Origin of the sequence: Paraburkholderia bryophila, assembly GCF_013409255.1 — a bacterium.
Lineage (GTDB): Bacteria > Pseudomonadota > Gammaproteobacteria > Burkholderiales > Burkholderiaceae > Paraburkholderia.
Window position 1 is genome coordinate 832,055 of record NZ_JACCAS010000001.1, and the last position, 25,745, is coordinate 857,799.

Genomic DNA, 25,745 nt, shown 5'->3' on the forward strand with positions numbered 1-25,745 from the left:
CATTCAATAGCTGACAACGCCGCTGGTTTCATCAGGCGGCGTTGCCTTTTCTCGCTCGCCCTGATTGATCCATCCGCGCCCGGTAGCACCTGCGCGTATGCGCGCGGTGTGGCGGTTTTTGCTGGGCGTCAATGTGGTCAGCGCCACGGTCATGCATCGGCGGTACGCTGATCAGCCACAGAAAGACCAGCGACAAGCCGCCGCCCACACTCCAGCTCAACCAGTCGGCAGGTAATAGCGTCATCAGCATCGACATCAGCTCCCCTTGTACTCGGCGGCGCTAGCCGGCGACATCGCGGCGGGCTTCCGGTTCGATGCGGGCGCAGCGGCGGGCGCAGCAGCGGGCAACGAGGCGCCGCCCGACGCTTTATTGACCGGCGCACCGTCCAACGAAATGGCGGCCTTGGGCTGCTGCTTGACGCCCGGCGGCGGCGCGGTCGGCGCCTGCCGGACCTGGGCCAGCAGTTGCGCGCAGGGCAGCGGCTTGTTGTTGCTCGGCGCGAGCAGCGGAATCAACGCGGCGAACGGATTGATCAGCCCGAGACCGATCGCCGCCCCGCCGCGCAACGCCAATGCGGCGGCATTCACGCCAACGTGCGGATCCTTGAAGGTGCCCTTCACGTACAGCGGCGAGCGCAGCGAGAACACCCGGAAGCCCTTGGTGTGCGGATGCACGCCCAGATCCAGGGTCTCGTCCCGCAGATTCACGTTACCGTCGATGTTGATCACCGCGTCGTCTGTATCGAGCGCGAACACGCGCGAATCGAGCACGCCGTTGGTCGCCACGAAATCGGCGGCCGCGCAGTTGATCTTCACGTCGCGATTGCCGAACAGCTTTTCGTACACCACGTTCGCCACGTTCAGGCCCGCCGCTTCCATGATCAGCCGGCTCACGGTACCGTCGGTGACGAGCGCCTTCACCTCGCCGTTCGAGGTCGCCGCCAGCGCCGCGGGCGAATTGCCGGTCGCGGTCAAAGCGGCGTCGCCGTTGATTTCGCCGAGCGCGTTTTGCATCGTCTTGAAGTTCGGGAACAGTTGCTTGAGCTTCAGATGCCGCGCCGACGTCGCGAAGCGCCCCTTCAGCGGCGTCGTGCTGCCGTCCAGATGAATATCCGACGCGAGCGAGCCGCCGGCCACGCCGAACTTGAGCGGTTCCAGCGACAGCACGCCGTCGGTCATCACCACATGCGTATAGAGATCCGTGATCGGCAGATCCGTATTCTTGACGATGCGCCGGCCGGTGAACTTCACGTCGGCGTCGATCGCCTTCCAGCGGTCGGTGCGGAACTCCTCGACCGGCAGCGCCTTATTGGACGGCTGCGCGGTCGCGTCGCCGCGCTTGGCCTTGCTGGCGTTCGAGTCGGCGCCGATCACCGGCGCCAGATCGGCGAATTGCAGCACATGCGACACCAGTTCGCCCTGCAACAGCGGACGCGGCTCACGCGCGGTATAGGTCAGCGAGCCGTTCAGATCGCTGCCGCCCACCCGGCCTGTAAAATTTTCATACTTGAATACGTTGCCGGTGGACTTGAACTGGCCGACCAGACGACCTTCGGTGGCATACGGCGGTGTGTCGGGCAAGGTCACGCCCGTCAGCGAATAGAGTCGCGCCATGCTGTTGCCTTGCAGCCAGAGGCGCAGATCGACCGCCGCCAGATGCGCCGGATCGGTGATCGTGCCGACCAGGCCGACGTGCAGATCGCCCGCCTTGACGTCGGCCTGCACCGGGAACGGCCGGTCCGCGTCCTGCAGGGCCAGCACGCCGCCCACCTTGCCGCTGCCGGACACCGGCGTCTTGTTGTAAGTCCCTTTGATGGTCCAGCCGATGGCGTACGGCGGAATCTCGCGCTTCGCTGCGCCGCTTGCGTTGGCTTCACTTCCGGCCGTCGCGCTCGACGTCGCCGTCGCGCCCGATGCCGATGCGGCCGCGCTTGCGCCCTCGCTCGCGCCACCGGCGACCAGCGCGCCCGAAGCGCCCGTGGCCGGCGTGACCCCCGACGCGTTGATCTCCGTCGCTGATGCCCCCGAAGCAGCCGCAGCCGACGCAGCAGCCGCTTCCGACGCCGCCTGCGCATTAGCCTGCGCGGTCAACTTGCTGGCGCCCGAACGCCCGATAGCCTCCGCCGACGACTTGCGCGACGCCTCTTCCTGCTGCTTCATCGCTTCGCCGATCGGGATCGGTTGGCCGAGCGTGTCGATCGCCATTTGCAGATCGACCTTTTTCTGCTGATCGGACAGCGCGACATTGCCCTTCGCGAACGCGATATCGTGCAGATCGAGCTTCCATTCGGACGGCCCGCTCGACGACGCCAGCTTGAACGTCCAGTTATTGCGCCCGTCGAGCAGGCGTTCGAGATCGACCGACGGATTCACGAGGTTGATCGCCGGAATCACGATGTCGTGCGCCAGCAGCGGCAGCACCTTGACCTGGAAGTCGATCTCGTCGAGCGTGGCGAACTGCGGCTGTTTCGTCCAGTCGGGGTTGCCCACCGTGATGTTGGCCGCCGAGAAGCGCGGCCAGGGCACCCAGGCGCGCCAGCCGGTTTCGCCGACCGGATGCCGCCAGCCGACCTTCAGATCGCCGTTGATCGCGAACGGCCGGCCGATCGCCTGCGTGACCTTGTCGTCGATATAAGGGCGGGCGCGGTTCCAGTCGAAGGTCAGAATGAAGATCACCAGCGCGGCGATCAGGATCACGATGATCGCGAGTATCCATGCGATGATTTTTCCGATCCGTCGCCCGACTGTGCTCGATCCTGCCATTGAAAAGCTCCGCTTATTTCTACGTTGCGTATCGCACAGCACGTATCGTGCCCGATTGCGGCAGTTAGCGAGGGTTGTGCGGCCAGCGGCTCGTGTGGCTTTATCATGCCGCATGGCCCTGCCGCGGACCAGCCGTGATGACCTGAAATTGATGGGCGTCATGGCCGGGTCGCGGCGGCTTTCGGAACACACCCTCCCCACGCCGAACCACCCCATACCCCACTCATGACCGACGTTCCCTTTGTCCTCGCCGACGGCATTGCCCGCCGCGACGCGCAGCGCGGCCAGATGCTGTTGCAGCCGACCCGCTTCGCCCTGTACGCAGGCGAGCGCGTCGCGATCACCGGGCCGTCCGGCTCAGGCAAGAGCGTGTTCCTGCGCGCGCTCGCGCTGCTCGATCCGCTCGATGCCGGACGCATCGTGTGGCATGGCGCGCCGGTGGAACGTGCCGTGATTCCGCGTTACCGACGTAACGTCGCGTATATCCGTCAGCGGCCCGCGTTGCTCGACGGCAGCGTCGAAGACAATCTGCGCTATCCGTTCGAGTTGCGCGCTTATCGCGACGTGCGCTTCGATCGCGCGCGTGCGGCAAGCCTCGCCGTTCAGGCCGGCCGCGCTGATGACTTTCTCGACAAGCGCGCAAGCGAGCTGTCCGGTGGCGAGGCGCAGATCGCCGCACTGATCCGCGTGCTGCAACTCGCGCCCGAAGTGCTGCTGCTCGATGAGCCCACCGCGTCGCTCGACCCGGAGTCGTCGCACGCGATCGAGGGCCTGGTGCACGCGTGGTTCGACGCCGAGCCGGGCCGTCATGCGTCGATCTGGGTGTCGCACGATCCGGCGCAAGCCGCGCGTATGAGCGAGCGCCATCTGACCATGCGCGCGGGTGTGCTCGACGAAACGGTACAAGCCGCGCAAGCCACGCAAGCCGCACAAGTCGACCCGACACGCTCCGCCGCGCCGATGCCTCCGGCTTCGCGGCAGGACCACCAGGAGCTCGGCCAATGACCCTGCAAAACCTGAGTCTCTGGGACGTCGCGATCGCCGCGCTATTGATCGTCGTGAACGGCGTGGTGTCGGTCGCGCTGAAGCTCGATCTCGAACGCCAGCTCGCCTGGGCGGCGCTGCGCACCGTCGTGCAGTTGCTCGCGATCGGCTACGTGCTCGGTTGGGTGTTCCGTTACGACCACTGGTTCGTGGTGCTGCCGCTGATGATCGTGATGACGCTGATCGCCGGTTTCGCGGGCGCGCAGCGCGGCAGCCGCACGTATGCCGGGCAGCGCGCGGATAGCGTGCTGTCGATCTGGGTCAGTTCGTGGCTGGTGGGCGCGGTCGGGCTGTTCGTCGTGATCCGGATTCACCCGTGGTACGAACCGCAATATGCGATTCCGATCCTCGGCATGATTCTCGGCAATACGCTCACCGGCGTGTCGCTTGGTATCGAACGGATGACCGAGGAATTGACCGCGCGGCGCGACCGCGTGGACATGGCGCTGGCGCTCGGCGCGACCCGTTGGGAAGCTGCTCAGGCGCCGGCGCGCCAGGCGGTGCGCGCGGGCATGATGCCGACGCTGAACCAGATGGCCGTGGTCGGCGTGGTGAGTCTGCCCGGCATGATGACGGGCCAGGTGTTGGCCGGTCAGTCGCCGTTGCAAGCCGTGCGGTATCAGATCGTGATCATGTTTCTGATCGCGGCTTCGTCGGCCTTGGGGACGGTGGGCGCGGTGCTGCTGACGTACCGGCGGCTGTTTTCCGCGGAACACCGGTTCCTGTCGGCGCGGCTGGTGGAGCGGGCGGCGGCGCGGCGTTGAGGTGCCACGCCGCTCAGCTCATCCCTCAACGCTTCGCGCTAACAGCCACTTCCGTGCCGTCGTTCAGCGTCAGCGTTTTCGTGCTGCCGTTGACCGGCATCGTGAAACGCAGAATCTGACTGACGCTCACGTCGTTCGGACACTTGAGCGTTTTGCCGCCGGCCGTCACCGTCTTGATGCCGTGCGGCGTCTGCGCCTGGAAGCTCAGTTGCACGCTCGCGGTGCCGTCGGCGGCGACCACCGGCGCAAAGCGGATCTGCGTCTGACGGATCATCGCGCCGTTGGTATCGACCGGTAGCGACGCGTAGTTCGGGCAGGCATCCGTCGCCGCGACCGGGCCGCCCGGCGGCACGGTTTTCCATGTGAAGTCGTCCGATTCGCCGGAGCGGATCGTGCGCGTTTCCTGGGAATTGCCGAACTGCTTCGACGTGACGCGCACCGTGTAACGGATCGGACCGTCGAGCGCGGATTGGGAGGTCACCGTGATCGGCGTGGCCGCGTGCGCCGCCGGCACGAGCAGGCCGGGCGCGAACGCGCAAGCGAGAGAAGCGACAACGGACACGGCGGAGAGTTTGAAGCTGAAGCTCATACTGTCACCTCGTTGTTGTGTCGCTGCGTGCCTGTTTCAGCGCGACTGCCAGAGCAACGCCCGGTGCAGGCCGCGCGGTAAGCGGGCCGCGATGGGCCGGGGCTGGCCTCGCCAGCCGGGTCGCGAGACACGCAACTGTTTTCGCATGATGCGCCACCAGTCTAACGCCTCGCGACGCCGCGCGCGCTGCGCGGAGATCGGGTGTTACCCCGCTTGCGGCGAAGCGTTTTCTGCGCGTGTGAAGCGGAACCCGCACGACGGCCGGCGCGCATCGCTGCGGCGCCGGCCTTGCATCGTCAAAGCACGTTCAACCGACGGCGAGGTTCAGAAACCCGTCAGCACCAGCTTGCCGATCGCCCGCCCCGCTTCGAGCAGTTGATGCGCACGGCACAGATTCGCGGCATTGATCTTGCCGAGATCCTCGCCGACGGTCGTGCGCAACGCGCCCGAGTCGACCAGACGCGCCACCTCGGTCAGCAGCTTATGCTGCTCGATCATGTCGGGCGTGCCGAACATCGAGCGGGTGAACATGAACTCCCAGTGGAACGCGGCGCTCTTCGCCTTCAGCAATTCGACCGGCACGGGCTTGCTGTTCTCGACGATCGTGCAGATGCCGCCTTGCGGTTTGAGCACGTCCGCCGCCGCCGGAAAATTCTTGTCGGTGTCGTTGAACATCAGCACGTAGTCGACCTGATCGATGCCGAGCTTTTTCAGTTGCGCGGGAATGTCGCCGAAATGATCGACGATGTGATCCGCGCCCAACTCCGTGGCCCACTTCGCCGATTCGGGACGCGATGCGGTCGCGATCACCTTCAGCTTCGCCAGTTGTTTGGCGAGTTGAATGCCGATCGAGCCCACCCCGCCCGCGCCGCCGAAAATCAGCACCGTGCGACCTTCGTCCGCGCCTTGCGGCGACACGCCGAGGCGGTCGAACAGCGCTTCCCACGCGGTGATCGCCGTCAACGGCAGCGCGGCCGCGTGCGTGAAATCGAGCGATGCGGGCTTGTGTCCGACGATCCGCTCGTCGACCAGATGAAACTCGCTATTCGCACCCGGCCGCGTGATGCTGCCCGCATAGAACACCGGATCGCCGACCTTGAACAGCGTGACGTCCGGGCCGACCGCGACGACCGTGCCGGCCGCGTCCCAACCGAGAATGCGCGGTTCTTTTTCGACGTTGTCTTTCGGCGCGCGCACCTTGGTGTCGACCGGATTGACCGAAATGGCTTCGACCTTGACCAGCAGGTCGCGGCCGGTGGCTTCGGGTTTCGGAATGTCGACGTCGACCAGGGCTTCGGCGTTGTCGATCGGCAGATAACGGTAGAGACCAACGGCTTTCATACAGACTCCTGTTCGTTCGGATGAGAGGAAGGATCGGTGACGCGGCGGCGCGCCACGTCGTCGATCCCATGAACGTCATCGTACGGCGATTCTTATTCGCGCAAAACCGGCATAATCTCTGAAACATCTTTTTGATTTTCAGAAGAATGACGCCTACCGGCCCACTACCCCGATCATCATCCGCCGAACGCGAGCGGCTCGACCTGCTCGACGTCGCGTTGTTCGTGCGCGCCGCGTTGCTCGCCAACGTGTCGGCGGCCGGCCGCGAATTCGGCTTGTCGGCGGCGGTGGCCAGTTCGCGGATCGCGCAACTGGAAAAGCTCCTTGGCGCCCGATTGCTGCATCGGACCACCCGCCGCATCAGCCTCACGCAGGACGGTGAAGTCTTCATGACGCGCGCCGAAGCGCTGCTCGATGCCGCGGCCGCCGCGCGCGCGGCAGTTGGCCGCGGCCAGGCCGAGCCGCAGGGCCGGCTGCGGGTGTCGATGCCGTCGTCGTTCGGGCGCCAGCATGTGTCGCCGGTGATCAGCGAATTCCTGCGCCGCCATCCTGGCGTGAGCGTCGATTTGCGGCTGACCGATCAACTGGTCGATCTGGTCGACGCCGGGATCGACGTGGCGATCCGGATCGGCGTGCTGAAGGACTCGTCGCTGGTGGCGCGCCGTCTCGCGGTGAACCGCCGGGTGCTGTGCGCGTCGCCCCACTATCTGGCGGAGCGCGGCACGCCGCGTCATCCGTCGGATCTGCCGCAGCACGAATGCATGATCCTGTCGGACCAGCGCGACTGGGGTTTCGTGACGCCCGCCGGGCCGCTCGACGTGCGCGTGAGCGGACGCCTCGTGACGGACAACGGCGAAGTGATCCGCGATGCCTTGCTCGCGGGCTTCGGCATCGCACTTAAATCGACGTGGGACGTGGCGCCGTATCTGCGCAGCGGCGACCTGGTCAGTGTGCTCGACACGTATCCGCTCGCCGAGCAGGTGGCGATCTGGGCGGTGTATCCGAGCCGCGCTTTCGTGCCGCCTAAGACGCTCGCGTTTATCGAGTTTCTTGCCGCGCATTTCGGCGATCCGCCGTATTGGGATGCGGCGGATGCGTGAGGTTTTTTGAGTGCGCCGGCATGGTCGGCGGTCGGCGGTCGGCGGTCGGCGGTCGGCGGTCGGCGTCGTCAATGCTTGCCGCTGCCGCCAGCGCTTTTACCCTTGCCTTTCCCTGCGCCTTTGCCATCGGAATTGACGTCAGCGTGCGCATCATTCTGGGTCTTCTGCTGATACTCGTCGCCGCCGCGGCGGTCGGTGTCCTTCAGCCCGCGCTCCAGATCGCTATGCGCCTGCTTGCCGACATGACGTGGCTCGCCTTCATGTTGCGATTCCGGCTGCTGATCGGCTTCGTGCGGCAAGGGCGCGGACGCCTCCTGCATCGAACGGGGCTGTTTGCTGGCGTGCGGGTCGGCCTTCCTGTCGCCGTCCGACGATTGCGGTGTGGTCTTCATGGTTGACTCCTTGTTGATCGAACGAGGTGATGGGCTGGATTGCCGATTGCAGATTACCGATTGCCGATTGCCGATTGCCGTTAACGCGCGCCTTCCAGTCGTTTTTTCATGGCCGCGGTGAGACGCTGACGCGTCCTGGCATAGTCGGCCCACGGATCGCGCTTAAGGTCGGTCAGGCGCTCGTGCAGGTTCTCGATGGTCCATTGATCGCCGGCCGTGGTCGTGGCGACTTCGTCCCACGACAGCGGCACGGAAACGCCCATCCCGGGCCGCGCGCGCGCCGAGAAGGCGGCCACCGTGCTCGAGCCACGGTTGTTGCGCAGATAATCGACGAAGATTTTCCCCTTGCGATTCTGCGCGCCCATCTTCGCGCTGAAATGCGTGGGCAGCGTGGCCGCCATGTGCTGCGCGACCGCTTGCGAGAAGCCCTTCACGTCGTCCCAGCCGGCCTGCTTTGCGAGCGGCACGACCACGTGCAGCCCTTTACCGCCGCTCGTCTTGCAGAACGACGCGAGGCCGAGTTCTTCGAGCAGCGAACGGGTCAGTTGCGCGGCCTCGATCATGCGTTGCCAGTCGAGCGACGCGTCGGGGTCGAGATCGAACACCATCCGATCGGGCTTTTCGATGTTCGACACGACGGCATTCCAGGTGTGGAATTCGACCGTGCCCATTTGGGCCGCGCCGATCAGCGCCTTGAGCGTGTCGACAGTGATCAGCGGCGGATGGCCGGGGTCGAGGCCGGGATGCTGCTCGACGTTCGGAATCGACAGTTTCTGGCTGTGCTTCTGAAAAAACAGCTCGCCGCCGATGTCCTCGGGCGCCCGCACCAGCGAGACCGGCCGGTCTTTCAGATGCGGCAGCATCCAGTCGGCCACGGATTCGTAGTAGCGCACGAGGTCGATTTTGCGCGTGCCGGTGCTTTTGTCGATCACGCGGTCGGGGTGCGAGATGCGTACGTTGGCGACTTCGGCGGAGGATGCGGAGGATGCGGGGGATTTGGCTGTCTTCGCCGCAGCACGCTTTTTCGGCGCAGCGTCGGACGCGGTATCGGTTTGCTCTTGCACGTCGGCTCCTTGACAGGGGGCTTCCTTGACGATCTGGCGCGCCGGTTTGTCATTGCGCAAACTCACGAACGACGCCTGCCGCACGATGCCATCGCCGGTCCATTCGGCGAAGTTGCACTCGGCGACGAGCACCGGCTCGACCCAATGTACCGGCGTGCGGCTGCGCTCGCGCGGCGCAGCCGCAAACGGCATGCGTTGCGTCTCGTGAGCATTGAGCTGCTTCTTGAGCGAGCGCAGCAGCGCGGCGTCGAAGCCGGTGCCGACGCGTCCCGCGTAGCGCAATTGACCGTTGCCGCCGTAGACGCCGAGCAGCAGCGCCCCGAACGCCGCGCGGCTGCCGGCCGGCTCCGAATAGCCGCCGATCACGAACTCCTGACGTCGCCGGCACTTCAGCTTGATCCACGACGACGAGCGCCCCGACAGATAGCCGCTGTCGCGCCGCTTGCCGATGATGCCTTCGAGCGCCATATCGCACGCGCTTTTCAGCAGATCGTCGGCGCTGAACTCGAAATCGTTCGAAAAGCGCAGCACGGTGTCGTCGACTTCCTCCAGCAGCGCGCGCAGGATGGCGCGGCGCTGTTCGAGCGGCACGCCGCGCAAGTCGTAGCCGTTCAGGAAAGGCAGATCGAACAGATAGACGACGATGTCCTGCGGGCGATTCGAGTCGAACGCATTTTGCAGCGCCTGAAAGCTCGGCACGCCGTGTTCGTCGAGCACGACCGCTTCGCCGTCGAGCCACGCGCTGTCCACGCCGAGCCGCTCGAATGCCTTGATCTGCTTGCTGAACTTCGCGGTCCAGTCGTTGCCGGCGCGGGTGAATATCTTGACTTTGGCGGCTTTGGCGGTTGAGTCGATGCGGGTCAGGATGCGGTAACCGTCGAACTTGATTTCGTACGACCACGCATCGCCCGGCGGAGCGCTGTCGATGAGCGTCGCCAGTTGCGGCTTGAGGGTGGCGGGCAAGCGGGCTTTGAGCGCGCCTTCTATCGACGGTGACTGGGCGAGTTCACGCAGCGATTGCGTGGTACGCGTCGCGACGATGTCGGGGCGGTTGTTGCGGTCTTTTTTATCTGGACGAGCGCGGGAACGGCTGGTGGAGCTTTTCTCCGCGCCCTTGCTGGAGACTCTGCCGGAGCTTTTGTCGGAGCCCTTGTCGGTGTCGTCGTCGAGGCCTTTGCCGGCGCCCCTGTCAGCCCGCTTCGGCGTGGCGCTACTTCGTGACGCCGTCTTGGCTCTTTCACCGCGCGAAGAAGCACCGTCGCCCAGCACACTCCCCGGCTGCGCCTTCAGCACGTCGTACTCGCTTTCCTCGCGCGCTTCGTCGTCGCGCTCCTTGATCAACAGCCACTGCTCCTTGTCGCCGCTTCCGCGCATATGGCTGCGCACGAGCGTCCAGCCGCCGTGCAGCTTGTCGCCATCGAGCTTGAACTTGAGCTTGCCTGCCTCATAGGATCGAAGCGCCTCCTTCGCGCCGCCGAGCGGCTCCCACGTGCCTCGATCCCAAACGATCACTGTCCCCGCGCCATAATTGCCGGGCGGAATCTCCCCTTCGAACGAGCCGTACTCGACCGGATGATCTTCGACATGCACCGCAAGCCGCTTCACCGACGGATCGAGACTCGGCCCTTTCGGCACGGCCCACGACAGCAGCGTACCGTTCAGTTCGAGGCGGAAATCGTAATGCAGACGCCGCGCGCGATGCTCCTGGATCACGTACGACAGCGCTTGATCCGCTTTGTGCGAGGCACTTTTCCGGGCGGTTTTCTTGCGACCGACGCGCGCGCCCGAAGGCTCCGGCGTTTCGTCGAAACGTCGCTTGCGGGTGTAGAGATCGAGTCGGTCGGTCATGGCGATGACGTCGTCGCGGATTGGAAGAACGTGGCGCGTGAGAGGCGGGCCGTCAAGCGGCCGCCCGGCGTTTGCGCGCTGCCGGCGCGGATGTGGATGTGGATGCGGTCTTTGACGTCTTCACTGACTTTGACGCGGCACGACTTGCGCCGCCGGCATTGCTGATCCGACTACGCGTCGCACTTGTCGTACGCGCCGTACTTGCCGCACCCGCTCCGCGCGTCGAGCGAGGTTTTTTGCGAGCCGGTGCGCTTGCTTCGGCATCCGCATCGTCGCCGGCTTCCTCTGCGTCATCTTTATCGTCCGCGGCACGCTGGCGGCCGCCGGTCGCCGGCTTGCCTTTGCCGCGTCCCAGACTACGTTTGAGCAGATCGGACAGATCGAGAATATCGGCCGAGCGACGCGACTCGCGCGGCGTTTCGACTTCAGTGATCTCCTCGGTCTTACCCGCACGGATCTTGCGATCGACGAGCGTCATGATGTCGTCGTGGAACGTGTCGTGATAGTTCGACGGGTCCCAGGCGTCGCTCATGTCCTCGATCAGCTTTTTTGCCATGTCGAGTTCGCGCGTGCTCACGCCGGCGGCTTTCATGCCGTCGGCCGGTAGCTTGAATTCGTCGAAGTCGCGCACCTCGGTGGCCCAGCGCAGCGTGTTGAGCGCCAGCACGGGCCCGACGGGAATCAGCGCGGCAAGATGCTGCTTGTTGTGCAGCACGACGTTCGCCACGCCGATCTTGCCGGTCGCTTTCATCGCTTCGCGCAGCAGCGCGTAGACCTTTTCCCCCTTGCGATCCGGCGTCAGGAAGTAAGGTGTGTCGAGATAGAGGAACGAGATGGCCGGCGCGTCGACGAAAGCAAGAATGTCGACCGTCTGTGTCGACTCGGGATTCGCCGAGCGAATCTCGTCGTCCGACAGCACGACGTATTTGTCCTTCTCGTATTCGAAGCCGCGCACGATGTTCTCGCGTGTCACGTCTTTGCCGGTGCGCTTATTGATCTGCTTGTAGCCGATCGGGTCGATCGTGCGTTTGTCCAGCAGATTGAAACCGACTTTCTCCGACTGCGTCGCCGGATACAACTGCACCGGCACGTGGACGAGGCCGAAGCTGATTGCGCCCTTCCAGATCATGTGTGCCATCGTCTGCTCCGTTGGCCTGAGAGCTTAGATGAAGCAGGCAACGTGCCACGGGTTAATGCCGCGGAATGGACGCACTGCGCGGCTGCGCCGCGCCGACTGCGTCGAAGCGCGGACTGTAAGTCTTGCGTCAGACCGGCAAAAGCTACGGAGCCTAGCGCCGCGCTTCGGAGCGCGGCGCTGCGCTACGAAGCCAGCCGCTGCACTACGAAGCCGGCCCCCGCGCGAAGCGGCCAGCCGCTGCGCCTAAAGCTCCACCGGCACTGCGGCGAACCCTCGAAACCGCACGCGCCCGCCGCGCGTCGGCTCACCGTCCAGCCGGTAGTCCGGAAACCGCTGCACAAACCGGCCGATCGCAATCCGCGCCTCCAGCCGCGCGAGCGACAACCCCGCGCACTGGTGAATACCGAAGCCGAACGCGAGATGCCGGTTCGGCGTGCGACGAATATCGAACCGGTCCGGCTCCGTGAATTGCTCGGGATCGCGATTGGCCGCGCCGATGCACAACGTGACCGGTGTGCCGCGCGCGACCGCGACGCCGCCGATCTCGGTGTCGACCGTCGCCATCCGGTTGCCCAACTGGTTCGAACTTTCGAAGCGCAAACATTCCTCGACCGCGGACTCGATCAGCGACGGCTCGGCCAACAAAGCGCCGCGCGCCTCAGGCCAGTCGGTGAGCGTGACGAGGCCATTGCCGATCAGGTTGGTGGTCGTCTCATGCCCGGCGTTCAGAATGAAAATGCAGTTCTGCAGCAGTTCCATCTCCGACAACTGCTCGCCCCCCTCTTCGCCCTGAATCAGACGCGTCAGCACATCGTGCTGCGGGTCGCCCGGCTCGCGCCGCCGCCGCGCAACCAGATCGCGCAAATACGCGACGAATTCGTTGACCGCGCGATTGCCCCGCTCGAGTTGCGTGTCGGTGAGCGACGGTTCGAGCGCGCCGAGTATCGCGAGCGACCAGTCGCGCAACGGCTCGCGCTCAGCGTGCGGCACGTCGAGCAGATTGCCGATGATCTCGACCGGAATCGCCGAGGCGAACTCGCCGATCAGATCGATGCGCCCGCGTTCGGCAGCCGCGTCGAGCAGACCATTGACGAGCCGGACAAGCCCCGGTTCCATCGCCGCGATCGCGCGCGCCGTCAACGCCCCCGCGATCAGCTTGCGCACGCGCGTATGACGGGGCGGATCGTTGAAGACCAGACTCGTTGTGTGATGCGTGTAGAGCGGCGAGTCGCCGTACTTCGGCTTGAATTCGACGGTCTTGTCGGATCTGAAGGTTTTCGGATCGCGATACACGGCCTGGACGTCGCGAAACCTTGTCAGAAACAAAGAGCCGTCGGGCATGCGTCGGATCGGTTCGTGGGTGCGTAGCGCGTGGTAGACCGGATAGGGGTCGGCGTAGAACGCGGGGTTCAGATGGCGCAGATCGAAGTCGCGCGCGAGGGTGGATGGATCGCTGGCGGTCGCCGGGGGCATGCGTTGTCTCCGTAAGGGGTGCGCCTCATTGGTTGGTGTCGTTGCGCTTCGTGCCGTGCGCGGCGTGACGCTGGTGGCGCTGGTGGCGCTTGCGTAGCTGCGGCGGCATTGATGGCGGCAACGATGAAGAGGCGTCGTTCGATGCGCCAGTATGAACCGGGCGCTTCAGGATTGCACCCACCCGTGCTCACCCGAACGCGCGTCGGCGACCCGTTACAATAGCGGGATTTTCCGCGCGCGCTGCGTCCCCGTCCTCTTCTGCGTCTCTGCGTCGTCCATGAACCTCGTCATTCAAAGCCCCGCTCCTCTTTCCGTCGACCATCACAAAACGCTGATCGCGCTGGCACGCGGCTCGCACGCCATCCAGATCGACGCGAACGCGCTTCGCATTGCCGACGCCAACGTCGACCAGCGCGCCGACCTCGATGTCTACTGCGCCACCCACAGGCTGGACTACGCGTTTGTCGAACCGGGCCGCGAGCTGAGTGACTTCGGGCTGGTCGCAATGGACATGGATTCGACGCTGATCACGATTGAATGCATCGACGAAATCGCCGACTTCTGCGGCCTGAAAGCCGAAGTCGCCGCGATCACCGAGGCCTCGATGCGCGGCGAAATCAAGGACTTCAACGAGAGCCTGACGCGTCGCGTCGCGCTGCTTCAGGGTCTCGACGCCAGCGCGCTCGAACGTGTTTACGAAGAACGTCTGCAACTCTCGCCGGGCGCGGAACAGATGCTGGCGGGCGCCAAGGCCGCCGGATTGAAAACGCTGCTGGTATCGGGCGGCTTCACGTTCTTCACCGAAAAACTGAAGCAGCGCCTGGGTCTGGATTTCATCCGCGCGAACACGCTCGAGATCGTGGACGGCAAGCTGACCGGCAAGGTGATCGGCGAGATCGTCAACGCCGACGTGAAAGCACGCACGCTGCGCGAAATCTGCACCCAGTTGAGCATCAAGCCGACTCGCGCGATTGCCATGGGCGACGGCTCGAACGATCTGAAGATGATGGCCGAAGCCGGATTGTCCGTGGCATTCCGCGCGAAGCCGGTGGTGCGCGAAGCGGCTAGCGTGGCGTTCAACTACGTGGGACTGGATGGTTTGTTGCGGCTGTTCTGATGCATGAATGCTGGCGGACTTTTACGAAATTCCGCCAGCCGAAATCCTGCCGACCGGCGTTGACCGGGTGGCTTATCTATTTAGGATATCGATAAGAAGCGCCACGGACGTGAGCAGAGCAGTGACCGTCGCAAAGGTGCCGACCCGCACCACAAAGCGTTCGACGTTTTCGCTGGATTCGAAATAAGTGGCTATTGTCTTCATACGTACCTCGTTGAAAACCGCAGTCTAAATGCCCTGCTATCTGAAAAAACCTATAGCGGATAGGTGTGAATGATTGCAAACAAAATAGCGGCGGCGGCCACCAGGAAAATCGACGTGCCGATCGCAGCTCGCGGAAATCCTGCCGCAACGAACGCGGTGCGCTGAGCGCGCCCCCTTGCTCTTGCCCGTTCGTCATGCGCGTCGAGCAGGCACGCCATGACGATGACCGAACACGAAAAGCCAACCAGACAACAGGCCACCGTGCCGATCTCCAGCATCGACACGTTGTCGCTCCCGCGCTCCAACTCCGTCAATCCCTCATAAATCGCGGACGCACACAAGCCGGTCGCACACCAGAACAGTTGGCCGTCTTTCACCGATGCGGCGATCAGTGTTCCCGCCGCGCGCCAACCGCGCGCGGGTGCGACGAGCGCGAGCGTAAAGATCGGGCCGATGATCGGCACGCCGAGATTCAGCAACGTCCAGAAGAATAGATTCATCGAAACTCACCATGATGGGGCAACCGTTAGTCGGGATGCACACCATCGTAGCGGCGCAACGTCGCGCTGAACATTCGGCCGGATGGTCAGGTCAACCGGCTATCTTGACAAACAAAAAAGCCCATCGGGGGCACGTCCCAATGGGCTTCACGGTCCTTCGAATCTTCAGTGAATGTTCGCGGGATACGGCTCAGGCGTTCAACCCAATGCCGTCAGACTCTGTTCGATATCCGCGCGCAGATCCGCCGCTTCTTCGAGACCCATGTAGAAGCGCACCAGGGTGCCGCGATGCGGCCATTGCCCGGCGGTACGCATCGACGCGACGTCGTACGGCATCACGAGGCTCTGCGCGCCGCCCCAGCTCCAACCGATCGAAAAGAGCTCGAGCGACTCGCAGAACGTGTCGATTTGCGCCGCGCTGTAGCGGCCGTCGAACACCACCGAAAACAGCCCGCCCGCGCCCGTGAAGTCGCGTTTAAAAAACTCGTGACCCGGACAATCGGCCAGCGCCGGGTGCAACACCGCGGCGATTTCAGGCCGCGTCTTCAGCCAGATGGCGAGTTCGAGCGCCGCCCGGTCATGCTGCGCAAAACGCAGTTGCATGCTCGGCAGGCTGCGCAGAATCAGCGAACAATCGTCCGACGACACGCCGATACCCATGCGCATGCGCGCCGCTTTCAGCTTCAGATGCAGTTCGCGATCGACGGTAATCGTCGCGCCCATCAGCACGTCGCCGCCGCCCGATTGGTATTTGGTCAGCGCCTGCACCGAAATGTCGACGCCGTGGTCGAACGGCCGGAAACCGAGCCCGGCCGACCACGTGTTGTCGATCGCCGTGATGACGTTGCGCGCCCGCGCCACCGCCGTGATAGCCGGCACGTCGGCCACTTCCATCGTCACCGAGCCGGGCGCTTCGAGCCAGATAAGCCGCGTGTTCGGCTGGATCAGATCGGCGATGCCCGCGCCGATCAGCGGATCGTAGTAGCGCACCGTGATGCCGAAATCGCGCGCCAGCCAGTCGCCATGATCGCGGTTCGGCGAGTAGACGTTATCGGGAATCAGCACGTCGTCGCCCGCTTTGACCAGGCCGAAATACACATTTGAAATCGACGACAAGCCGGACGGCTGCAGCAGCGCGTGATTGCCGCCTTCGATCGTGGCCAGCCGCTGCGCCAGCACCAGCGAAGTCGGCGTGGCGTGCAGGCCATAGCGCCACTGCGCGTCGTTTTTCCAGTCGAGCGCGCGCATGGTTGCGAGATCGGGGAACACGACCGTCGACGCGCGCGTGACCGGCATCGAGAACGACTCGAAGCCCGGCGTGAGCTGGTCCTCGGCACGCACGATACGAGTTTGCAGAGCGCGTTTGAGTTTGGATTGGGTCATGGTGAGACTCGGTGAAAGACAGACAGATACGAAGAGTACGTGGTTTCACGACAGACGCCACAGCGGTCGCAGCCGACGAGCGGGTGCGGTTCATGCACGGACGCGCGCACGGACCCGCTGACGCGCGAACCTTGAGGCACGCGCGTCAGCGGATTCATTCGCCGGTTTGCAGATTGCTGACGCCGCCCACGGCGTGGCCGCCGTTTGCGGGTGCCGAACCCGGCGCAGCAACCACTCCGCCCGCGGACGCCTGCGGTGCAGCGACAGCCTGATTCGCGCCGACCGCCGCAGTCGCCGAGGCCGGTGCGCCAGGACGCGGCACCGCCTGTCCCGCCGCCAGCGGCTTCAGATCGAACGGCTGCGGGTCGGAATCGTCGACATTCATACGATCGCCCGCTACCGAACCGTCCGCCGCGAACTTGCCGACCCAGTTGCCCGTGATATGCGTGCCGTCGTTCGATTCCTCGACTTCGAGCGTGTCACCGTCGTGGTCGCCGGCGATCAGGATCACCTCGCCGGTGTCCGTGTATTGATACTCGCCATGCACGCCGGACGGATCGTCGGTTTTCGCGCCGAGTCGCAGCACGATCTGACGCGCGCCCAGCATGCCGGCGTAGCGCGGGAATTTCGCGAACTCGGGGCTCGGTTTGAGCGGCAACTGGATCGCCGGGGGCGCCGCCAGCTCCTTCACCGCGTCGCTTTCCGCCCAGGCCTGCGTGGGCATCCACGCCCCCGCGCCGGCACACAGCAAGGCGGCAACACTCATCACGGCCCAACCGCGCCGCCGCTTTGCTGCGTGCTTTGCTGTGTTATTCGCTGCGTTCTTCGCGTTCAATTCCTGCATCAAATCCTTCCTCGTTGCTTGCTAGCTGCTCGCGACGATCGCGACCGTCGCGAACTTCAGATCTCGAATCTTGGACGCGGAATCAGACTCAGATCCGTTCGAAGATCGCCGCGATCCCTTGTCCGCCGCCGATACACATCGTCACCAGCGCATAACGGCCGCCGACGCGCTGCAACTCATACAGCGCCTTCACGGTGATCAGCGCGCCGGTTGCCCCGATCGGATGACCGAGTGAAATGCCCGAACCGTTCGGGTTCACCTTGGCCGGGTCGAAGCCGAGCTCCTTGCTGACCGCGCAAGCCTGGGCGGCGAAGGCTTCATTGGCTTCGATCACGTCGAGATCGGCGACCGTCAGACCCGCGCGCTCGAGCGCCTTGCGGGTGGCCGGCACCGGACCGATGCCCATGTAAGCCGGATCGACGCCCGCATGCGCATACGACACCAGCCGCGCGAGCGGTTTGATACCGCGCTGCTCGGCGACACTGCGCTCCATCAGCACGACGGCCGCGGCGGCGTCGTTGATGCCCGACGCATTGCCGGCCGTGACCGTGCCGTTTTCCTTCGCGAACACCGGCTTGAGCTTGGAAAAATCTTCCGGCGTGGCGTTCAGGCGCGCGTGTTCGTCCGTGTCGAACACGACGTCGCCCTTCTTCGACGGAATCGTGATCGGCAGGATCTGGTCCTTGAAGTAGCCGTTCGCGATCGCGTTGGCCGCACGGCGATGCGATTCGAGCGCCAGCGCATCTTGCGCTTCGCGCGAGATGTCGTATTGACGCGCGACGTTTTCGGCGGTCACGCCCATGTGGATCGACTGGAACGGGTCGTTCAGCGCGCCGACCATCATGTCGACGAGGCGCGCGTCGCCCATGCGCTGGCCGAAGCGCGCGGCGGGCATCGAGTACGGTGCGCGGCTCATGTTTTCCGCGCCGCCGCCGATCGCGATGTCGGCGTCGCCGAGCAGCACGCTTTGCGCGGCCGAGATGATGGCCTGCAAGCCCGAGCCGCACAGGCGGTTCACGGTCAACGCGGGCGCGTGCTGCGCGACGCCGCCGTTGATCGCGGCCACGCGCGCCAGATACATGTCTTTCGGCTCGGTGTGCACCACGTTGCCGAACACGACGTGCCCGACTTCGTCGCCCGATACGTTGGCGCGCGCCAGCGCTTCACGCACGACGCGTGCGCCGAGATCGGTCGGCGGAAAATCCTTCAGACTGCCGCCGAAACCGCCGACTGCCGTACGCACACCGCTCACCACCACTACGTCTCGTTGCATCGCTCGCTCCTCTTCTAGTCTCTCAAGATAATCTTGCCGGGGACCCGCCGCGCTTGACTTCGAAGCGCGTGGCGTCAGCCCGCCAGCCGCTGTTCGACGGCCGCCCGCGAAGGAATCGGCGCGACCGCGCCGTAGCCTTGCGTGGACAGCGCCGCGGCGACGTTCGCATAGCGCGCCGCGGTAAAGGGATCGTCACCCGCCACCACGCGCGCGATAAACGCGCCGCCGAAGCAGTCGCCCGCGCCGGTGGCGTCGACGGCATCGACGGTGAGACCCGGCACGACGCGCCGCTCGTCCGGTGTCGCGATGTACGCGCCTTCCTTGCCCAGTTTGAGCGCGACCACGCGCGGGCCGTGCGACAACAGGAAATCGACGATCTCGTCGCGGCCGGTCAAACCGGTGAGGTCGGTCACGTCGTCCCAGCTCGGCAGGCAGATGTCGGTCTGGCGGATCGCTTCGAGCATCACGGCGCGTGCCCGCGCCAGCGGCCACAGCTTCAAACGCAGGTTGGTGTCGAAGCTCACGCGCACGCCATTGGCACGCGCATGCGCGATCGCTTCAAGCGCCGCGTCACAGGCGCTCAGGCTGATCGCGAGGCTGATTCCGGACAGATGAATGACCTTGGCCGCGGCAATCGCGTCGCGCGGCAGATCGTGCGGCGCATAGCGGCTCGCGGCCGAACCGGCGCGCAGATAGTCGAACGCGTGGCCGTCAGGTCCGTGCGACACGAAATACACGCCGGTGGACGCATGCTGATCGACTTTGACCAGCGCCGTGTCCACCAGCTCGCGTTCCCACAGATCGATCAGCAGACGGCCGAAATGATCCGCGCCGACCGCGGACACGAAACCGGTCCGCGCGCCTTGCCGCGCGGCGGCGATGCAGAAGTTCGACGTATCGCCGCCGAAGCCTTGCAGATAGTTCGGCCGATCTTTCGCCGACTGGTTGAATTCGATCATCGCCTCGCCGAGCGCGAGGATCTCGGGAGTCCGTGCCGGCTGGGCAGCGGTTGCGCTAACCGTCATTGTTTAAACCTCGCCCCACAGATCGTGGCCGTCGGCGCCGGTGATTTTCACCGACACGAAATCGCCGACCTTGTAGCGCTTCGACGCCTTGGTTGTCGGCGCGATATACACGACGCCGTCGATCTCCGGCGCGTCTGCCGCGGTGCGACCGATGCCGCCGTCGGCATTGATTTCGTCGACCAGCACTTTCAGCGTCTTGCCGACCTTCTTCGCGATGCGCTTCGCCGAGACTTCTTCGGCCACTTCCATGAAACGCGCGCGACGCTCTTCGCGGACTTCGTCGGGCAACGCACCGTCGAGTTCGTTGGCCGTGGCGCCTTCCACCGGCGAGTAGGCGAAGCAGCCGACCCGATCCAGTTCCGCTTCGCGGATGAAATCGAGCAGCGTCTGGAATTGCTCTTCGGTCTCACCCGGGAAACCGGCGATGAACGTGCTGCGGATCGTCAGATCCGGGCACATTTCGCGCCACTTCTTCACGCGCTCCATCACCTTCTCGGCGTTGGCCGGGCGCTTCATGCGCTTGAGCACTTCCGGATGCGCGTGCTGGAACGGCACGTCGAGGTACGGCAGCACGTGGCCCTTGAACGGGCCTTCGGCCATCATCGGAATCACGTCGTCGACGCTCGGGTACGGGTAGACGTAGTGCAGGCGCACCCAGGCGCCGTACTGCGCGGCGAGTTCGCCGAGCGCGCCGACCAGGTCGGTCATGCGCGTCTTGATCGGCTTGCCGTTCCAGAAACCCGTGCGATATTTGACGTCGACACCGTAGGCGCTCGTGTCCTGCGAAATCACCAGCAGTTCCTTCACGCCGGACTTGAACAGGTTCTCCGCTTCGAGCATCACGTCGGCGACGGGACGCGACACGAGGTCGCCGCGCATCGACGGGATGATGCAGAACGTGCAACGATGGTTGCAGCCTTCGGAAATTTTCAGGTACGCGTAGTGGCGCGGCGTGAGCTTCACGCCGGCGGGGGGCACGAGATCGACGAACGGATCGTGCGGTTTGGGCAGATGGGCATGCACGTGCTGCATCACTTCGCCCAGCGCGTGCGGGCCGGTCACGGCCAGCACCTTCGGGTGCACTTCTTCGATCAGGCCGGAACCGCTCGCGCTCTTCTTCGCGCCCAGACAGCCGGTGACGATCACCTTGCCGTTTTCGTGGAGCGCTTCGCCGATCGCGTCGAGGCTTTCCTGCACCGCCTCGTCGATGAAGCCGCAGGTATTGACGACCACGAGGTCCGCGCCGTCGTAGGTACCGGAAATCTCGTAACCTTCGGCGCGCAGCTGGGTGATGATCTGCTCGGAATCGACGAGGGCTTTCGGGCAGCCGAGGCTGACGAATCCGACCTTCGGAGCTGAGGCGGTCGGCGCGGCGGGGGAAGTGGTCTGCGACATAGGGTGGGTCCGGCGTATAGCGGTGACGGTAACGACAAATGGGGACGGTGCAAGACGATGCAATACGGCCTGCGGGGCGGCAACACAACCCCGGGCGAACGCCCGCACACGCAACCTACTATTGTACCGTGCTGACGGGCGGGTGTTCGCGCGCCGCGTGCGCTGCAAGCGGACCACACTGCGGGTTGGCCGCTGCAAATGAAAACAGCCGCTTAAGCGGCTGTTTGGCGGTCTAGGACCGTATTTGTCGCCGAGTTGCCCCGTTCGACGATCGATCAGGCAGGGCCTAATCGTTATAGGATCGTAAGCAACGGACGCTCGCCTGTCAATACTCCGATTGGCGTAGGATCCGGCGCAAAACCCTTGAGCGCCAACGACTCTTCGATCACCTCGAGAATCTCCCGCGAATCCTGCAACCTCCGGATCGACGCATGCAGCTCGACGGCCTGCGACCAGGTGCGCTTCAGATAGCTCAGCCACATCTTGACGCGCCCGTGCTCATGAAGATGCGTGGCGCGAGCCTGCAATTTCCGCAGATACCCGGCGATGTAACCCAACACGATCTGCCATTCCTCACCGGAGGGATTTCGCGCCATCAAGCCGCGTATGCGCAGCGCCAGAAAGGGATCCGACACCGCGCCACGCCCAATCATCACGTCCTCACAGCCGCTGACGGCCCGGCATCGCTCCCAGTCCGACACCGTCCATACTTCGCCGTTCGCAACGACCGGCACGTCGACGGCGGCGTCGATCGCGGCGATCCACTCCCAGTGGGCCGGCGGCCGGTAACCGTCGTCGCGGGTTCGGGCATGCACGACGAGAGACGCCGCGCCCGCTTCCGCCAACGCCACCGCGCAGTCGATTGCGAGCGACGTATCGGCCACGCCGAGGCGCATTTTCGCGGTCACGGGAAGGCGCGCGGGCACGGCCGCGCGAACCGCCGAAACGATCCGGCTCAGTTGTTCGGGGTCGCCCAGCAGCATCGCCCCGCCGCCGTGCTGATTGACGATCTTCGCGGGACAGCCGAAGTTCAGGTCGACGCCATGCGGCGACAGGCGAGCGGCACGCTCCGCATTCGCGGCCATCCATTCAGGATCGCTACCGAGCAACTGGATCACCATCGGCGTGCCGCTGAGGGTGCGGCCACCGTGCAGGATTTCAGGCGCTTCCCGTTCGTAGACGCGATCGGGCAACAGCGAACCCGTCACGCGGACGAACTCGGACACGCACCCGTCGAAGCCGCCCGTGCTGGTCAGCACGTCACGCAGCACGTAGTCGGCGACCCCTTCCATCGGGGCGAGAAACAACCGACTCACGGCGAGGCGAACGCTGCGTCAATGCAGCGCTGTTGCCGGAAAAAGGTGGGAGTGGGACATCCACGAAACATGAGATCGACCGTCGGAATGGGGATGGAATGGGCGGCCAGAGCGCCCTCTCCGAAGAAAATGCCCCCCACACGCAGCCCGCGATTGTACCGCGCGACGCCATGCGCCCGCGGCCGGACCGCCCACCCTTGCGCCCTTACTTCTTCTCCGGCTCCGGATTGCTTTGCGGAGTGGCCTGCGGATTACCTGGCGCCGTGCCGGCATTGGCCGGACCGCCGGGCGTAAACGGGAAGGTCGCGAACATCGACTTCGCCTGGGTCTGCATCTGCTCCTGCATCTGCACGAACATGTTCTTCGACTGCTCGATGTAGCTGGTCATCATGCCCTGCATCATCGGCGCCTGCATGTTCATGAATTGCGACCAGACTTCCGGGTTCATCGCCTTGCCTTCGTACAGATTCTTCGACTGGTCTGCGAGCTTCGCCTGAATGTCGATGAAGGCCTGGATGTTCTTCTCGAGATACGTGCCCATCATGCCCTGCATCGCATGACCGTAGAAGCGGATGATCTGCGACAACATGGACGACGAGAACATCGGCAAGCCACCGCTTTCCTCGTCGAGAATGATCTGCAACAGAATGGCGCGCGTCAGATCCTCGTTGCTCTTTGCATCGATGACCTTGAAATCCTCCTGATCCAGCACGAGTTGCTTCACGTCAGTCAGCGTGATGTACGTGCTTGTCTCGGTATCGTAGAGCCGACGATTCGGATATTTCTTGATCAGTCGTTCGGCTGTTTTCTTTGTAGTAGTAGTCATTTAACGCCTTTGAGCGCGAGTTGAGCGCGGAAACGGCGTCATACCGGCTGCGCAATCGGGCCATTGCGCAGCGAGACGCCGCCGGAACCATCTGAGCCATGGCGCGCTGCCTTGTGAGCGGCGCGCCGGTGACTCAGCCCATATGCAAACCACCATTCAGCGAGAAGTCAGCGCCCGTCGAGAAACCCGATTCTTCCGACGCGAGCCACGCGACGATCGAACCGATTTCGTCCGGTTGGCCGAGACGGCGCACCGGAATCGTTGCGACGATTTTCTCCAGCACGTCCGGCCGGATCGACTTGACCATATCGGTGCCGATGTAGCCCGGCGACACGGTGTTGACCGTCACGCCCTTGGTGGCCACTTCCTGCGCCAGCGACATCGTGAAGCCGTGAATACCGGCCTTCGCGGTCGAGTAATTCGTCTGGCCGAACTGGCCCTTCTGACCATTCACCGACGAGATGTTGACGATCCGGCCAAAGCCTCGCTCGACCATGCCGTCGATCACCTGCTTGGTGACGTTGAACAGGCTGGTCAGGTTGGTGTCGATCACCGCCGTCCAGTCTTCGTGCGTCATCTTGCGGAACACGACGTCGCGCGTGATACCGGCGTTATTCACCAGAATGTCGACCTCGCCGACTTCGCTCTTGACCTTGTCGAACGCGACCTTGGTGGATTCCCAATCGCCGACGTTGCCTTCGGACGCGATGAAATCGTAGCCCAGCGCCTTCTGCTCTTCGAGCCACTTCACACGGCGCGGCGAGTTCGGGCCGCAGCCCGCGACCACCTTATAGCCTTCTTTGTGCAGCCGTTGGCAAATGCTCGTGCCGATGCCACCCATCCCGCCCGTTACGTACGCAATTCGCTGTGTCATAAACCACACTCCGTTATCGTTTTCGAGGCGCCGACCGACGCCTCTTCCCTCGCCTGATGCATCATCTCCGCTGCCGCCGGGCGACCGGCCGACGAGGCCATTTCAGCCACACGCTCCCTGCTGCCTTGCGGCGCGCGGCATCCCTACATAGCACGGAACCGGCGCCTCATGGACGCCCGCCCCGCGCGACACACCTACCTGTTGAACCCGAACTCGAACCGGTTAATCGCGCTCGATCGCCAGCGCGACGCCCATGCCGCCGCCGATACACAGCGACGCCAGACCCTTCTTCGCATCGCGCTTCTGCATTTCGTGCAGCAGCGTGACGAGAATCCGGCAACCGGACGCACCGATCGGATGGCCGATTGCAATCGCGCCGCCGTTCACATTGATCTTCGACGTGTCCCAGCCCATCTGCTGATTCACGGCGCACGCCTGGGCGGCGAACGCTTCGTTGATTTCCATCAGGTCGAGGTCGGCCGGCGTCCAGCCCGCGCGCTCGAGACAGCGGCGCGAAGCCGGCACCGGGCCCATGCCCATCACCTTCGGATCCAGACCCGAGGTGGCGTACGCCTTGATGCGCGCGAGCGGCTTGAGGCCGAGCGCTTCAGCCTTTTTCGCCGACATCACCAGCACCGCCGCGGCGCCGTCGTTCAGACCCGACGCGTTGGCGGCCGTGACCGAGCCTTCCTTCGAGAACGCCGGCTTCAGACCCGACAGCGCTTCAGCCGTCACGCCGTGGCGCACGAATTCGTCGGTCGCGAAACGCAGCGGCTCGCCCTTGCGTTGCGGAATCTCGACCGGCACGATTTCGTCGTCGAAACGGCCGGCCTTCTGCGCGGCTTCCGCCTTGTTCTGCGACGCCGCTGCGAACGCGTCCTGCTGCTCGCGCGTAATGCCGTATTCCTTGGCGACGTTTTCCGCCGTCACGCCCATGTGATACTGGTTGTAGACGTCCCACAGGCCGTCGACGATCATCGAGTCGACCAGCTTCGCGTCACCCATGCGGAAACCGTCGCGCGAACCCGGCAGCACGTGCGGCGCGGCGCTCATGTTTTCCTGGCCGCCGGCAATCACGATGTCGGCGTCGCCCGCGATGATCGCGTTGGCCGCCAGCATCACGGCCTTCAGGCCCGAGCCGCACACCACGTTGATCGTCATGCCCGGCACGGCATTGGGCAAGCCCGCCTTGATCAGCGACTGACGCGCCGGATTCTGGCCGGAGGCCGCAGTCAGCACCTGACCCAGAATCACTTCGCTCACCTGCTCGGGCTTCAGACCAGCCCGTTCGAGTACGGCACGAATCACCGTGGCGCCAAGCTCGGGCGCGGCGACCTTCGCCAACGACCCGCCGAATTTGCCCACGGCCGTACGGGCGGCCGATACGATCACAACATCAGTCATTTCCATATCCTCCGGGCAAGCCGGCCAACTGCGCCGCAGCCCGTCAAGTTAAAAATCTCGTTGCTCAA

The 25,745-nt window shown here is 64.5% G+C and carries 23 protein-coding genes; 4 read left to right on the top strand and 19 right to left on the bottom strand.

Features of this window, described 5'->3' with window-relative positions; all coding sequences use genetic code 11:
- Nucleotides 1-31 precede the first annotated feature (31 nt).
- A complete protein-coding gene (locus tag GGD40_RS03585) occupies nucleotides 32-256 on the bottom strand; it encodes a hypothetical protein (RefSeq protein ID WP_179703159.1) in 225 nt (74 codons plus the stop codon).
- Nucleotides 256-2,763, bottom strand: a complete 2,508-nt coding sequence (locus GGD40_RS03590; RefSeq protein ID WP_179742804.1) for an AsmA family protein — start codon at nucleotides 2,761-2,763, stop codon at nucleotides 256-258. The genes GGD40_RS03585 and GGD40_RS03590 overlap by 1 nt, the downstream gene beginning before the upstream one ends.
- 225 nt (nucleotides 2,764-2,988) lie before the next feature.
- Here GGD40_RS03590 and GGD40_RS03595 point away from each other — a divergent pair, with 225 nt between their 5' ends.
- Nucleotides 2,989-3,768: an ABC transporter ATP-binding protein gene (locus tag GGD40_RS03595; protein WP_257030336.1), complete on the top strand. Its 780-nt coding sequence runs from the start codon at nucleotides 2,989-2,991 to the stop codon at nucleotides 3,766-3,768.
- Complete coding sequence (locus tag GGD40_RS03600; protein WP_179742805.1) at nucleotides 3,765-4,571, top strand: ABC transporter permease; 807 nt, start codon at nucleotides 3,765-3,767, stop codon at nucleotides 4,569-4,571. The genes GGD40_RS03595 and GGD40_RS03600 overlap by 4 nt, the downstream gene beginning before the upstream one ends.
- A gap of 25 nt (nucleotides 4,572-4,596) precedes the next feature.
- Here the strand turns inward: GGD40_RS03600 and GGD40_RS03605 are convergent, their stop codons facing one another.
- Both GGD40_RS03605 and GGD40_RS03610 read right to left on the bottom strand, forming a co-directional pair.
- Complete coding sequence (locus GGD40_RS03605) at nucleotides 4,597-5,160, bottom strand: DUF6013 family protein (RefSeq protein WP_179704990.1); 564 nt, start codon at nucleotides 5,158-5,160, stop codon at nucleotides 4,597-4,599.
- Between the two features lie 324 nt (nucleotides 5,161-5,484).
- Entirely contained in the window at nucleotides 5,485-6,501 is a 1,017-nt protein-coding gene (locus tag GGD40_RS03610; protein WP_179742806.1) for a zinc-binding alcohol dehydrogenase family protein, read from the bottom strand.
- A 146-nt stretch (nucleotides 6,502-6,647) separates the two neighbouring features.
- On the opposite strand from GGD40_RS03610, the gene GGD40_RS03615 reads away from it, so the two are divergent.
- Nucleotides 6,648-7,601 (top strand): LysR family transcriptional regulator, encoded by a 954-nt coding sequence (locus tag GGD40_RS03615; RefSeq protein ID WP_179742807.1) that lies wholly within the window; start codon nucleotides 6,648-6,650, stop codon nucleotides 7,599-7,601.
- 68 nt (nucleotides 7,602-7,669) lie between these two features.
- Here the strand turns inward: GGD40_RS03615 and GGD40_RS03620 are convergent, their stop codons facing one another.
- The 4 genes from GGD40_RS03620 to GGD40_RS03635 all read right to left on the bottom strand — a co-directional run bounded on the left by GGD40_RS03620 (nucleotide 7,670) and on the right by GGD40_RS03635 (nucleotide 13,516).
- Complete coding sequence (locus GGD40_RS03620; RefSeq protein ID WP_179704997.1) at nucleotides 7,670-7,993, bottom strand: hypothetical protein; 324 nt, start codon at nucleotides 7,991-7,993, stop codon at nucleotides 7,670-7,672.
- Between the two features lie 80 nt (nucleotides 7,994-8,073).
- The gene (gene ligD, locus GGD40_RS03625) at nucleotides 8,074-10,905 is read right to left on the bottom strand and encodes a DNA ligase D (RefSeq protein ID WP_179742808.1); all 2,832 of its coding nucleotides are present in this window, start codon (nucleotides 10,903-10,905) and stop codon (nucleotides 8,074-8,076) included.
- A gap of 52 nt (nucleotides 10,906-10,957) precedes the next feature.
- On the bottom strand, nucleotides 10,958-12,043 hold the full coding sequence (ku, locus tag GGD40_RS03630) for a non-homologous end joining protein Ku (protein ID WP_179742809.1): 1,086 nt from the start codon (nucleotides 12,041-12,043) through the stop codon (nucleotides 10,958-10,960).
- A 243-nt stretch (nucleotides 12,044-12,286) separates the two neighbouring features.
- Nucleotides 12,287-13,516: a cytochrome P450 gene (locus GGD40_RS03635; protein ID WP_179742810.1), complete on the bottom strand. Its 1,230-nt coding sequence runs from the start codon at nucleotides 13,514-13,516 to the stop codon at nucleotides 12,287-12,289.
- A gap of 277 nt (nucleotides 13,517-13,793) precedes the next feature.
- Between GGD40_RS03635 and serB the strand changes: the two genes are divergently transcribed.
- Nucleotides 13,794-14,633, top strand: a complete 840-nt coding sequence (serB, locus tag GGD40_RS03640; protein WP_179742811.1) for a phosphoserine phosphatase SerB — start codon at nucleotides 13,794-13,796, stop codon at nucleotides 14,631-14,633.
- A 72-nt stretch (nucleotides 14,634-14,705) separates the two neighbouring features.
- On the opposite strand, the gene GGD40_RS36785 is transcribed toward serB, so the two are convergent.
- The 11 genes from GGD40_RS36785 to GGD40_RS03690 all read right to left on the bottom strand — a co-directional run bounded on the left by GGD40_RS36785 (nucleotide 14,706) and on the right by GGD40_RS03690 (nucleotide 25,677).
- Complete coding sequence (locus GGD40_RS36785) at nucleotides 14,706-14,837, bottom strand: hypothetical protein (RefSeq protein ID WP_257030337.1); 132 nt, start codon at nucleotides 14,835-14,837, stop codon at nucleotides 14,706-14,708.
- 50 nt (nucleotides 14,838-14,887) lie between these two features.
- A complete protein-coding gene (locus GGD40_RS03645) occupies nucleotides 14,888-15,337 on the bottom strand; it encodes a hypothetical protein (protein ID WP_179705005.1) in 450 nt (149 codons plus the stop codon).
- 198 nt (nucleotides 15,338-15,535) lie between these two features.
- On the bottom strand, nucleotides 15,536-16,720 hold the full coding sequence (locus GGD40_RS03650) for a cystathionine beta-lyase (protein ID WP_179742812.1): 1,185 nt from the start codon (nucleotides 16,718-16,720) through the stop codon (nucleotides 15,536-15,538).
- Nucleotides 16,721-16,874: 154 nt separating this feature from the next.
- On the bottom strand, nucleotides 16,875-17,564 hold the full coding sequence (locus GGD40_RS03655; protein WP_179742813.1) for a hypothetical protein: 690 nt from the start codon (nucleotides 17,562-17,564) through the stop codon (nucleotides 16,875-16,877).
- 88 nt (nucleotides 17,565-17,652) lie between these two features.
- On the bottom strand, nucleotides 17,653-18,837 hold the full coding sequence (gene bktB / locus GGD40_RS03660; protein ID WP_179705011.1) for a beta-ketothiolase BktB: 1,185 nt from the start codon (nucleotides 18,835-18,837) through the stop codon (nucleotides 17,653-17,655).
- A gap of 74 nt (nucleotides 18,838-18,911) precedes the next feature.
- Nucleotides 18,912-19,862: a sugar kinase gene (locus tag GGD40_RS03665; RefSeq protein WP_179742814.1), complete on the bottom strand. Its 951-nt coding sequence runs from the start codon at nucleotides 19,860-19,862 to the stop codon at nucleotides 18,912-18,914.
- Nucleotides 19,863-19,865: 3 nt separating this feature from the next.
- Nucleotides 19,866-21,257, bottom strand: coding sequence for a 30S ribosomal protein S12 methylthiotransferase RimO (gene rimO / locus GGD40_RS03670; RefSeq protein WP_179705015.1), 1,392 nt, complete (start codon nucleotides 21,255-21,257; stop codon nucleotides 19,866-19,868).
- Between the two features lie 293 nt (nucleotides 21,258-21,550).
- On the bottom strand, nucleotides 21,551-22,573 hold the full coding sequence (locus tag GGD40_RS03675; RefSeq protein WP_179742815.1) for a tRNA dihydrouridine synthase: 1,023 nt from the start codon (nucleotides 22,571-22,573) through the stop codon (nucleotides 21,551-21,553).
- A 205-nt stretch (nucleotides 22,574-22,778) separates the two neighbouring features.
- Nucleotides 22,779-23,399, bottom strand: coding sequence for a polyhydroxyalkanoate synthesis repressor PhaR (gene phaR, locus GGD40_RS03680; RefSeq protein ID WP_179705019.1), 621 nt, complete (start codon nucleotides 23,397-23,399; stop codon nucleotides 22,779-22,781).
- Between the two features lie 133 nt (nucleotides 23,400-23,532).
- Nucleotides 23,533-24,273 (bottom strand): 3-ketoacyl-ACP reductase, encoded by a 741-nt coding sequence (locus GGD40_RS03685; RefSeq protein ID WP_179705022.1) that lies wholly within the window; start codon nucleotides 24,271-24,273, stop codon nucleotides 23,533-23,535.
- A 222-nt stretch (nucleotides 24,274-24,495) separates the two neighbouring features.
- Nucleotides 24,496-25,677, bottom strand: a complete 1,182-nt coding sequence (locus GGD40_RS03690) for an acetyl-CoA C-acetyltransferase (protein WP_179705024.1) — start codon at nucleotides 25,675-25,677, stop codon at nucleotides 24,496-24,498.
- Between the last annotated feature and the right edge of the window lie 68 nt (nucleotides 25,678-25,745).

What these genes read in the sequence shown, in the direction of transcription:
- GGD40_RS03615 (WP_179742807.1), top strand. Translation starts at nt 6,648, where the DNA reads ATGACGCCTACCGGCCCACTACCCCGATCATCATCCGCCGAACGCGAG.
- rimO (WP_179705015.1), bottom strand. Translation starts at nt 21,257, where the DNA reads ATGTCGCAGACCACTTCCCCCGCCGCGCCGACCGCCTCAGCTCCGAAG.
- bktB (WP_179705011.1), bottom strand. Translation starts at nt 18,837, where the DNA reads ATGCAACGAGACGTAGTGGTGGTGAGCGGTGTGCGTACGGCAGTCGGC.
- GGD40_RS03600 (WP_179742805.1), top strand. Translation starts at nt 3,765, where the DNA reads ATGACCCTGCAAAACCTGAGTCTCTGGGACGTCGCGATCGCCGCGCTA.
- ligD (WP_179742808.1), bottom strand. Translation starts at nt 10,905, where the DNA reads ATGACCGACCGACTCGATCTCTACACCCGCAAGCGACGTTTCGACGAA.
- GGD40_RS03685 (WP_179705022.1), bottom strand. Translation starts at nt 24,273, where the DNA reads ATGACACAGCGAATTGCGTACGTAACGGGCGGGATGGGTGGCATCGGC.
- GGD40_RS03665 (WP_179742814.1), bottom strand. Translation starts at nt 19,862, where the DNA reads ATGACGGTTAGCGCAACCGCTGCCCAGCCGGCACGGACTCCCGAGATC.
- GGD40_RS03690 (WP_179705024.1), bottom strand. Translation starts at nt 25,677, where the DNA reads ATGACTGATGTTGTGATCGTATCGGCCGCCCGTACGGCCGTGGGCAAA.
- GGD40_RS03650 (WP_179742812.1), bottom strand. Translation starts at nt 16,720, where the DNA reads ATGACCCAATCCAAACTCAAACGCGCTCTGCAAACTCGTATCGTGCGT.
- GGD40_RS03635 (WP_179742810.1), bottom strand. Translation starts at nt 13,516, where the DNA reads ATGCCCCCGGCGACCGCCAGCGATCCATCCACCCTCGCGCGCGACTTC.
- GGD40_RS03585 (WP_179703159.1), bottom strand. Translation starts at nt 256, where the DNA reads ATGTCGATGCTGATGACGCTATTACCTGCCGACTGGTTGAGCTGGAGT.
- GGD40_RS36785 (WP_257030337.1), bottom strand. Translation starts at nt 14,837, where the DNA reads ATGAAGACAATAGCCACTTATTTCGAATCCAGCGAAAACGTCGAACGC.
- GGD40_RS03620 (WP_179704997.1), bottom strand. Translation starts at nt 7,993, where the DNA reads ATGAAGACCACACCGCAATCGTCGGACGGCGACAGGAAGGCCGACCCG.
- GGD40_RS03655 (WP_179742813.1), bottom strand. Translation starts at nt 17,564, where the DNA reads ATGCAGGAATTGAACGCGAAGAACGCAGCGAATAACACAGCAAAGCAC.
- GGD40_RS03645 (WP_179705005.1), bottom strand. Translation starts at nt 15,337, where the DNA reads ATGAATCTATTCTTCTGGACGTTGCTGAATCTCGGCGTGCCGATCATC.
- GGD40_RS03595 (WP_257030336.1), top strand. Translation starts at nt 2,989, where the DNA reads ATGACCGACGTTCCCTTTGTCCTCGCCGACGGCATTGCCCGCCGCGAC.
- GGD40_RS03605 (WP_179704990.1), bottom strand. Translation starts at nt 5,160, where the DNA reads ATGAGCTTCAGCTTCAAACTCTCCGCCGTGTCCGTTGTCGCTTCTCTC.
- phaR (WP_179705019.1), bottom strand. Translation starts at nt 23,399, where the DNA reads ATGACTACTACTACAAAGAAAACAGCCGAACGACTGATCAAGAAATAT.
- GGD40_RS03590 (WP_179742804.1), bottom strand. Translation starts at nt 2,763, where the DNA reads ATGGCAGGATCGAGCACAGTCGGGCGACGGATCGGAAAAATCATCGCA.
- serB (WP_179742811.1), top strand. Translation starts at nt 13,794, where the DNA reads ATGAACCTCGTCATTCAAAGCCCCGCTCCTCTTTCCGTCGACCATCAC.
- ku (WP_179742809.1), bottom strand. Translation starts at nt 12,043, where the DNA reads ATGGCACACATGATCTGGAAGGGCGCAATCAGCTTCGGCCTCGTCCAC.
- GGD40_RS03610 (WP_179742806.1), bottom strand. Translation starts at nt 6,501, where the DNA reads ATGAAAGCCGTTGGTCTCTACCGTTATCTGCCGATCGACAACGCCGAA.